Origin of the sequence: Xenorhabdus khoisanae (genome assembly GCF_001037465.1) — a bacterium.
Taxonomy (GTDB): domain Bacteria; phylum Pseudomonadota; class Gammaproteobacteria; order Enterobacterales; family Enterobacteriaceae; genus Xenorhabdus; species Xenorhabdus khoisanae.
This window is the reverse complement of sequence record NZ_LFCV01000078.1, coordinates 1-9,460: the sequence shown is the minus strand read 5'-3', so window position 1 is coordinate 9,460 and position 9,460 is coordinate 1. Positions and strand designations below refer to the sequence as shown.

The window sequence follows — 9,460 nt, the reverse complement described above, 5'->3', positions numbered from 1 at the left end:
AAGCTATCGCGGTAGATATATAAACCAGATCTGCCCTTCTCTGGATCAGAGAAATTTTTGGCTTTTGCTGAGTCTTGTTCAGTTGCAAGAGGTACGCTGGCACAACCACTAAGAAGCAAAGCGCTAAAAAGAGAAACCGATAAAAGTAATTTTTTGGTATTCATCATAGAAATAGAACCTTTTATATAAAAGTAAAAGAACTTCCGACCTGATCCTGAGGTGCTTTAATATGCTCGTACTTCAATCCGGATGAAGTAGTCGTCATCCAAGAATAAATAATAGCCACCATCACCTATATTGCGAATATTTTGTATTTGTGTGCCTGTGCCAAAGACTAAACTATTTTCCGCACCGACATAAACTTTCAAGAGGCACTGAGTATCCGTATTTTCCTGTTCAAAACGTATTATTACACCGATTTTCGGTAAGCGAAGTTAGATAGATACATTTGAAAGTTGAATGCGCCTTTTTAACGAAATTAAAATCTTGCGTCGATTCTATTCCTTTGCTCTTGTACCTCATGGTGCGTCCGTATATGGATGAAAATAAGTTTAGGATGATTTACAAAAATAAAGAAAGAATGTTAAGCGATATTATGGCGAAATAAAAAAGTACATAACATAAGTAAAAATAGTAAAGCAGAAGCGGGTTTTATTTGTAACTTGGAGGGATCATCTAAATAATTCGATGAAATAGATGTAAGGCGTGATGGTAAACTGCATTTTTATTTTTATAACCTGAATAATAAAAACTTTTTCTCAAGATCTTAAAATTCAAAAATAATCCCAAAATGTGATTTTTATCACAAAACAACCCTTTCAGAAAAGAGGAGGTACACAATAAAAAAAGCAGGAATTTTTCCTGAATATTTCACATGTTGCAATTTTATAACCCATTTAAAAACTTACCTTATACGATTCAGGAACTAATAATTACTTTTTGTCATTTCATAACCTCGTCACAGCTTCATATATTCATTCTTTAGATAATTATTAAAAAACTAAACACTGGATGGCATGTCACTGTGGACTATTTACCCTTATTTGTTGAGCTCAAAGCCCGAAAAGTATTGCTGGTGGGAGGCGGAGAAATTGCTTCTCGCAAGGCAAGTTTGTTACTGCGTACTGGTGCAGCGTTAACAGTTGTTGCACCTGAATTACATGCAGAACTGCAACCGCGTCATCAAAAGGGAGAGTTTGAGTGGTTACAGGGAACGTTTAAAACCGAATATCTTGATGGCGTATTTTTGGTGATTGCCGCGACTGATAATCACAATCTCAACCAATCTGTTTTTGAAGAAGCTAATATTCGGGCAATTCTGGTTAATGTCGTGGATAACCAACTACTTTGCTCCGCTATTTTCCCATCCATCATTGATCGTTCTCCGATTATGGTCGCGATTTCATCGGCCGGAAAATCACCGGTATTGACAAAATTATTGCGAGAAAAGTTGGAGTCCTTACTGCCATTTCATCTTGGTTCAATGGCAGACATTGCAGGTCGCTGGCGTGAGCGCGTAAAACAGCGGCTTGCTTCCATGCGCCAGCGACGCCATTTTTGGGAAAAGGCATTTAGTGGGCGTTTTGCCACTTTGGTTGCTAATGGGCAGTTACAACAAGCGGAAGAGCAGCTCGAACAACAATTAACTCAGGATAATTCTCGTATCCAAGGAGAGTTGGCGTTGGTAGGAGCAGGGCCGGGAGATCCGGGTTTACTGACATTAAAAGGTTTGCAGGTGCTCCAGCAGGCTGATGTCGTCCTTTATGACCATTTGGTTAGTGCCGAGATTCTGGAATTAGTGCGCCGTGATGCAGACAAAATCTGCGTTGGAAAAAGAGCGGGTAATCATTCTGTTGTTCAGGAAGAAACTAATGCATTCATCGTTAAGCTGGCAAATCAAGGGAAAAAAGTTGTGCGCCTGAAAGGGGGTGATCCCTTTATTTTTGGTCGTGGCGGAGAAGAATTACAAATTGCGGCAGAGGCTGGTATTCCTTTTCAGGTTGTGCCCGGTATTACTGCTGCCGTTGGCGCTTCTGCGTATGCGGGTATTCCTTTGACACACCGGGAACATTCCCAAAGCGTCACTTTTATTACTGGTCATTGCCGTGAAAACGGTAATGAATTGGATTGGCCCGCATTAGCGCGGGGCAATCAAACACTGGCAATTTACATGGGCATCATGAAATCTGCCTTAATCAGTCAAAAACTGATTTCACACGGGCGGGATGCCAATACTCCCGTTGCCGTCATTGGTTGTGGCACTCGTCCAGAACAGCAAGTGTTGACCGGAACCTTATCCGAACTGGAACGGTTGGCACAGGAAGCTCCATCTCCTGCTTTGCTGGTAGTGGGAGAAGTGGCCCAACTCCATCATCAGATAGCGTGGTTTAGGCAGCAATCCGTTGATCAAAATCCATTGACTGATCAAGAAAAAGCGGTTGCTCAAGTAAATCATCCTGCTGTTATCGATTTTGAATAAAGAGTGGTTTATGGACGAAAAAAGACTGACACATTTACAGCAACTTGAAGCTGAAAGTATCCATATCATACGGGAAGTGGCGGCTGAATTTGCCAACCCTGTGATGCTCTATTCGATAGGTAAAGACTCTTCAGTCATGCTGCACCTCGCACGTAAGGCTTTTTATCCGGGAAAGGTTCCTTTTCCTTTACTGCACGTGGATACAGGCTGGAAGTTTCGGGACATGTATGATTTCCGCGATCGTACTATGGAAGAGTATGGTCTTGAATTGCTGGTTTACCGCAATCCACAAGGGGATGAGCTGGGGATTAATCCTTTTATTCATGGCAGTGCAAAACACACTGACATCATGAAAACAGAGGGGTTGAAACAGGCGCTGAATAAATACGGTTTTGATGCTGCATTTGGTGGCGCGCGGCGTGATGAAGAAAAATCGCGGGCGAAAGAACGAATTTACTCATTCCGTGATCGCGCTCATCGTTGGGACCCAAAAAACCAGCGTCCGGAACTTTGGCGCAACTATAACGGCCAGATTAATAAAGGGGAAAGCATCCGCGTATTCCCGTTATCCAACTGGACTGAATTGGACATCTGGCAATACATCTATTTAGAACAGATTGACATTGTTCCCCTTTATTTCGCTAAACATCGTCCGGTTATTCAGCGCGACGGAACATGGATTATGGTTGACGATGATCGCATCGATCTGAAACCCGGAGAAGTGATCAGCCAGCGTCAAGTTCGCTTCAGAACCTTGGGTTGTTGGCCGCTGACAGGCGCTGTGGAATCGGATGCAGAGACGTTACCTGAAATCATAGAAGAAATGTTGATATCGACTACCAGTGAACGGCAGGGACGGCTGATTGATAGTGATCAATCCGGTTCGATGGAATTGAAAAAGCGTCAGGGTTATTTTTAAGGAGACCAGAAATGCCAGCACTTGCATATAATGAAACCATCGCCAGCCAGATCAAACAGCAAGGAGGCGTTGAAGCTTACCTGCGGGGACAGCAAGAAAAGGGATTATTGCGCTTTTTAACCTGTGGTAGCGTGGATGATGGCAAAAGTACACTAATAGGCCGTTTACTGCATGACACCCGCCAAATTTATGAAGATCAACTTGCGACATTACAAAACGATAGCAAACGGATAGGGACTCAAGGCGAAAAATTGGATCTGGCATTATTAGTCGATGGATTGGCTGCGGAACGGGAGCAGGGCATTACCATCGATGTGGCATATCGTTATTTTTCCACAGAAAAGCGCAAATTCATCATTGCGGATACACCGGGGCATGAACAATATACCCGCAATATGGCTACTGGTGCTTCAACCAGTGATCTCTCCATTTTGCTGATAGATGCACGAAAAGGTGTTCAAGAGCAAACGCGCCGACACAGTTTTATCAGCACCCTGCTGGGTATTCGCTATCTGGTGGTAGCCGTGAATAAAATGGATCTGCTCGAATACCGACAAGATATATTTGAACAGATCAAACAGGATTACTTGGATTTTGCAGCTCAATTGCCTGCTGACCTGAATATTCATTTCGTGCCAATTTCGGCACTGGAAGGGGATAACATTGTCACCCGCAGCGAAAAAATGGCATGGCATACAGGAAAGACTTTACTGGATATCCTTGAATCCGTGGATGTACAGACCAAAGCGGCAGAACAGCCTCTGCGTTTTCCGGTGCAATATGTAAACCGCCCCGATCTCGATTTTCGTGGATACAGCGGCACATTATCGTCAGGGGTTTTGCGCCAAGGCCAGAAAATTAAAGTCATGCCATCAGGGGTTGTTTCGACGGTAGAGAGAATAGTGACTTTTAACGGTGATCTGCCATTTGCTGTACCCGGAGAAGCAATTACCGTTGTACTAAAAGATGAAATTGATATCAGTCGTGGCGATCTGTTGGTTGCTGTTGAGGATCAAATGATCGCAGCCCGTCATGCTTTGGTTGATGTTGTATGGATGTCGGAAAAGCCACTGATTCAGGGGCAAAGTCTGGATATCAAAGTTGCGGGTAAAAAAAGCCGGGGCAAAGTCGATAATTTCCAATATCAGGTAGATATTAACAATTTGACACAGAAAGTTGCGGTTGAACTCCCTTTGAATGCAATTGGGCTGGTGGAATTCTCATTTGATGAGCCGTTACTGCTCGACAGTTATGCACAAAATTCGGATACAGGCGGTATCATTCTGATTGATCGTCTGACCAACGTTACTGTGGGAGCCGGATTGGTGCGGGAAATTCAAACTGATGTTTATGAAGAGCCCAAAGAATACAGTGATTTTGAGCTGGAGTTCAATCGGTTAGTCCGTCGTCACTTCCCACATTGGGGAGCGCGTGATCTATTGGGAGGAAAATAAGTGTCTCAAGATAAGGCTGCTGTTTTTCGCTCACCGGTTTCCCAAAATATCGTCTGGCATTCACATGCACTGGATAGGAAACAGCGGGAAACAGTAAATGGGCATTCTGCCTTAGTAATTTGGTTCACGGGATTATCCGGCTCAGGAAAATCCACTCTTGCGGGAGCATTGGAACAAGCGTTGTTTTCGCAAGGAATCAAAACTTACTTACTGGATGGTGATAATCTGCGCCATGGTTTGTGCAGTGATTTAGGGTTTTCTGACACCGACAGGCAGGAGAATATTCGACGAGTTGGAGAAGTCTCAAAATTGATGGTTGATGCCGGGCTGGTGGTGCTGACCGCATTTATTTCCCCCAACAGAACAGAGCGGCAAAAGATACGTGAGCTCATGGAAGTAGGGCAATTTATTGAGGTGCATGTTGATACGCCTCTTGAAATATGTGAGGCTCGCGATCCCAAAGGGCTATATAAAAAAGCACGAGCGGGAGAATTGTCCAATTTCACGGGAATTGATGCAGTTTATGAAGCACCGGAGTATCCTGATATCTATTTGAATGGTTCACAACCCGTGGAAACTTCAGTTGAAAAACTGCTTTTAGCTCTGAAAAGTTACGGTATCCAGCCAGCTTAATTCCCTCGTTAAATAAACCGCGCTGAAACACATTATTATTGATAGTGGAATAATGTGTTTCTACACTCATTTAATTCAATATGTTTCTATTACATCACGTTGTCATATTTTGTGAACGTGTTTTAGATCAGTTTTGCGATAGTAAATAGAGAGTAAATAGTCAGTGGCGTGATGCTTTCAGTTGTGGGATGATTAGCGGGTTTTCAGGGGGGGAGATGGGCAAACTAACGCTACTATTACTGATTCTGCTTGGCTGGTTGCAGTATTCGCTGTGGTTCGGCAAAAACGGCATTCATGATTACGTTCGGGTTAAGTCTGAGGTTGATAAGCAGGAAGTTGATAATCTCAAACTGAAAGCGCGTAATGATCAGCTATTTGCTGAAATCAAGGATCTGAAAGTAGGGAATGAGGCGATTGAAGAACGTGCTCGTAATGAACTGGGCATGATTAAGCCGGGAGAATCCTTTTACCGTATGGTGCCAGATACCTCTAAACAAAACGCGCAGCAATCTTTAAACCAGAACAGCAACTAATTTACTAATCGAAATGAATAATTCAGGGTTTCATTCTCCTATTGGTCATACTCTTATTGACAGTCCTCTTACTGAAATAGTCGCATTGATCCCGGCTGCGGGCATTGGTAGCCGGATGAAATCCGATTGTCCAAAACAGTACCTCAAAGTTGCGGGGAAAACGATCCTTGAACATACCTTGGCAGCATTACTGGAACATCCCCGTATACAGCGCATTATTGTTGCACTGAATCCTGCTGATACTCAATTTGAGCAGTTGAATATTGCCTCAGATCCAAGAATTATCACTGTTATCGGTGGTGAAGAGCGGGCAGACTCAGTATTGGCAGGTTTAAATTATTTGTCTGGCTTGCCGGCTGACAGAACCATTTGGGTTTTGGTACATGATGCCGCTCGCCCTTGTCTTCATCGGGAGGATTTAGATAATTTGCTATGTCTTATTGATCAAAATGTAGATTCTCCTGACGTATGCGGTGGGCTTCTGGCCTCTCCCGTGAGAGATACCATGAAGCGTATGGTATCGCAGCCAGTAAAAGAATCACCCTCAACCAACCATCATACCGTGATTGATCATACCGTTGATCGCAACGGACTTTGGCATGCCCTGACCCCGCAGTTATTCCCGTTACAGCTATTGCGTGATTGCTTGAGCAAAGCACTTGCAGAACAAGCTTGTATCACCGATGAATCTTCGGCGCTGGAGTATTGTGGCTACCGCCCTGTATTGGTCAATGGGCGGGCGGACAATATTAAAGTTACCCAACCTGAAGATTTAGCATTGGCTGAGTTTTATCTATCCCGAAAATCTAAGGAATCTATCGTATGAGAATTGGACACGGTTTTGATGTGCATAAATTTGGCGGAGAAGGCCCATTGGTCATTGGCGGTGTCCGCATTCCTTATGAACAAGGATTAATCGCTCATTCAGACGGTGATGTTGCGTTACATGCTGCCACTGATGCCTTGTTGGGCGCGGCGGCATTAGGTGATATCGGTAAATTATTCCCTGATACCGATCCTGCCTTTAAAGGTGCGGATAGTCGGGAACTGCTGAAAGAAGCTTATCGCCGTATCCGGGCAAAGGGTTATCGGATCGGGAATTTGGATATCACCATCATTGCGCAGGAACCGAAAATGCTGCCTCATATCCCTCAGATGCGGGTTAATCTGGCAGAGGATCTTGAATGTCATATGGATGATATTAACGTTAAGGCGACAACCACAGAAAAACTGGGATTTGTTGGCCGTAAAGAAGGTATTGCCTGCGAAGCGGTGGCTTTGCTGGTAAAGGAATAAGTATGACGTTGAGTGAATTACATTGGCTTTATGGCCGACCGGAAGCGACAGGTGTTGTCAAAGCCTCACCAGAAGATTTTATTGTTCGTGAAGATTTAGGTTTTTCTCCTGATGGAGAAGGCGAGCACTTGATGGTACACATCCGTAAGATTGGATGTAATACCCAGTTTGTGGCAGATAATCTTGCCCGTTTTGCCAAAATACCCTCTCGTTCTGTCAGTTATGCAGGGTTAAAAGATCGCAATGCAGTTACGGAACAGTGGTTTTGTTTACATCTTCCGGGAAAACAAGATCCGGATTTAACCGCCTTTCAGCTTGAAGGTTGTGAAGTGCTGGAAACTTCCCGCCAGAAACGAAAATTACGGATTGGCGCATTGAAAGGTAATGATTTTACTCTGGTATTAAGAGAAATATCTGACCGACAATCCGTGGAAAAACGCTTACAGCAGATATCACAAACAGGTGTGCCTAATTACTTTGGTGAGCAACGTTTCGGGCGTGGTGGTCAAAATCTGGTGCAGGCGCAACGCTGGGCGGAGAACGAAATTCAGGTCAGAGAACGTAATCGCCGCAGCTTTTACCTTTCTGCCTGCCGTAGTGCCATGTTTAATATTATTGCCAGCATACGTATCGCCCAGAATACACACCAGCAGGTGTTGAATGGTGATGCTTTGCAGTTAACAGGGCGTGGTAGCTGGTTTGTGGCTGATGAACCTGAATTAGCCGTGTTGCAGCAGCGTGTCATGGATGGGGAATTGCAGATCACGGTGCCTTTGCCGGGCGATAAAGCATTGGGAACACAGCATCAAGCTTTGGATTTTGAACAGCAATGCTTACAGGATTACGAATCACTCTGGGAATTAGTCAAACGTGAGCGAGTGGAAAGTGCCCGTCGGGCAATGTTGGTGAAGCCAATTAATCTGCGTTGGGAATGGCTGGATAACCAAACCGTCACCCTCTATTTCTCTCTACCATCGGGTAGTTTTGCCACCAGCGTTGTCAGAGAGCTGGTTAATCAGGATCAAAATAATACTGCGGATATTGCGGAGTAAGAGTTTGATTAAGAGCCTAATGAGACAGGCTCTTAATCCATTATCACTTGTAGACAGTCATTCCATGTTTCATGCTCTCCCGGGACATTTGCATTAAGCACATCGTAAAATTTTTCTTTATTCAATAAAGCAAGATAAGTGAGTATAGTATGTTTGCAAGTTATTGAATCATTGATTTTCACATCGTCTCTTGGATACAGTTCATTGACATATGGTAGCTGTTCAGCATAAGGGGGAAGTTTAGGTACCAGATCATTTATATAATTATTAACGGTATTATCCTTGAAATGCTCATTAACATAGGTAACAAATTCATAATTTCCTACTCTTGGGCTGGCAAATAGGCAAGCTCTACAGTGAGGGGCTTTATTATAGATATCTCTCATAAGATAAGTCCCCATTGCAGCACCAAGGCTATGACCTGATATCGTGAAATAGCCATCTACGCCGATAAGTTGTGCGATGGCATCTGCTAGTTTGAGTTGGGAGTAATTAATACCTGTTGTATTATCAGGAACAATCAGATTCAGAGATTGATACATTGAATGAAAACCATCAATAACCGCTTGACCCGGTGTATCAGACCAGGGGTGTATATAATCTATATCAAGATCCTTTATTTTTTCTGCAAAGGTTTTAGTCCCTCGGAGAGCCAGAACGTATTCTCCGGGATTTTTTATTCTCTCAGCAATATATCCATGATTAACTTTTTCATCGGAGAGTATTAATCCTTTTTTATTTGTTTGCGGATTCGTAAAAGTAGAATAATAATTACAAGAGATATAGCCTTTCAGTTTCCAACCATCTTTTTCTATGCGTGGATCGGGAGGGGGCATCAGGTTATTCGGATATTGGTCAAACATAGTTGCTGCGTATAGATCTAATGATGCAAAACTATCGTAGAAATTTACTGTGAACATAGTTTATCTCCCTTGCATTGGTATTATAAAAAACCAAATAGATAACTAAAGTATATTTCACTTTTTAAAATTTACCTGAAATTTAAATGAATTTTTTGTTTTTTATTGGTTTATATGTTATTGGTTTTAATTAAAATCAGATGATTAATGCTAATTGTTCAAAACAATTGTATA

At 43.0% G+C, this 9,460-nt stretch carries 9 protein-coding genes; 8 read left to right on the top strand and 1 reads right to left on the bottom strand.

The window, feature by feature from the left end; all coding sequences use genetic code 11:
• The first annotated feature begins 1,024 nt into the window (after positions 1–1,024).
• The 8 genes from cysG (at position 1,025) to truD (ending at position 8,366) form a co-directional block, all read left to right on the top strand.
• Positions 1,025–2,479, top strand: a complete 1,455-nt coding sequence (cysG, locus tag AB204_RS12455) for a siroheme synthase CysG (protein WP_047963695.1) — start codon at positions 1,025–1,027, stop codon at positions 2,477–2,479.
• Positions 2,480–2,489: 10 nt separating this feature from the next.
• Positions 2,490–3,398 carry a sulfate adenylyltransferase subunit CysD gene (cysD, locus tag AB204_RS12450; RefSeq protein WP_047963694.1) on the top strand — a complete coding sequence of 303 codons (909 nt, stop codon included), beginning with the start codon at positions 2,490–2,492 and terminating at the stop codon, positions 3,396–3,398.
• A gap of 11 nt (positions 3,399–3,409) precedes the next feature.
• Entirely contained in the window at positions 3,410–4,852 is a 1,443-nt protein-coding gene (gene cysN, locus AB204_RS12445) for a sulfate adenylyltransferase subunit CysN (RefSeq protein WP_047963693.1), read from the top strand.
• On the top strand, positions 4,853–5,485 hold the full coding sequence (gene cysC / locus AB204_RS12440) for an adenylyl-sulfate kinase (RefSeq protein WP_047963692.1): 633 nt from the start codon (positions 4,853–4,855) through the stop codon (positions 5,483–5,485).
• 215 nt (positions 5,486–5,700) lie between these two features.
• Entirely contained in the window at positions 5,701–6,018 is a 318-nt protein-coding gene (gene ftsB / locus AB204_RS12435; RefSeq protein WP_047963691.1) for a cell division protein FtsB, read from the top strand.
• 13 nt (positions 6,019–6,031) lie between these two features.
• On the top strand, positions 6,032–6,844 hold the full coding sequence (gene ispD, locus AB204_RS12430) for a 2-C-methyl-D-erythritol 4-phosphate cytidylyltransferase (protein ID WP_047963690.1): 813 nt from the start codon (positions 6,032–6,034) through the stop codon (positions 6,842–6,844).
• Positions 6,841–7,314, top strand: coding sequence for a 2-C-methyl-D-erythritol 2,4-cyclodiphosphate synthase (gene ispF / locus AB204_RS12425; protein ID WP_047963689.1), 474 nt, complete (start codon positions 6,841–6,843; stop codon positions 7,312–7,314). Before ispD ends, ispF begins: the two co-directional genes overlap by 4 nt.
• Positions 7,315–7,316: 2 nt before the next feature.
• On the top strand, positions 7,317–8,366 hold the full coding sequence (gene truD, locus AB204_RS12420) for a tRNA pseudouridine(13) synthase TruD (protein WP_047963688.1): 1,050 nt from the start codon (positions 7,317–7,319) through the stop codon (positions 8,364–8,366).
• 32 nt (positions 8,367–8,398) lie between these two features.
• Here truD and AB204_RS12415 read toward each other — a convergent pair whose 3' ends face one another.
• Positions 8,399–9,286 (bottom strand): lipase family protein, encoded by an 888-nt coding sequence (locus AB204_RS12415; protein WP_053067901.1) that lies wholly within the window; start codon positions 9,284–9,286, stop codon positions 8,399–8,401.
• Positions 9,287–9,460: the final 174 nt, after the last annotated feature.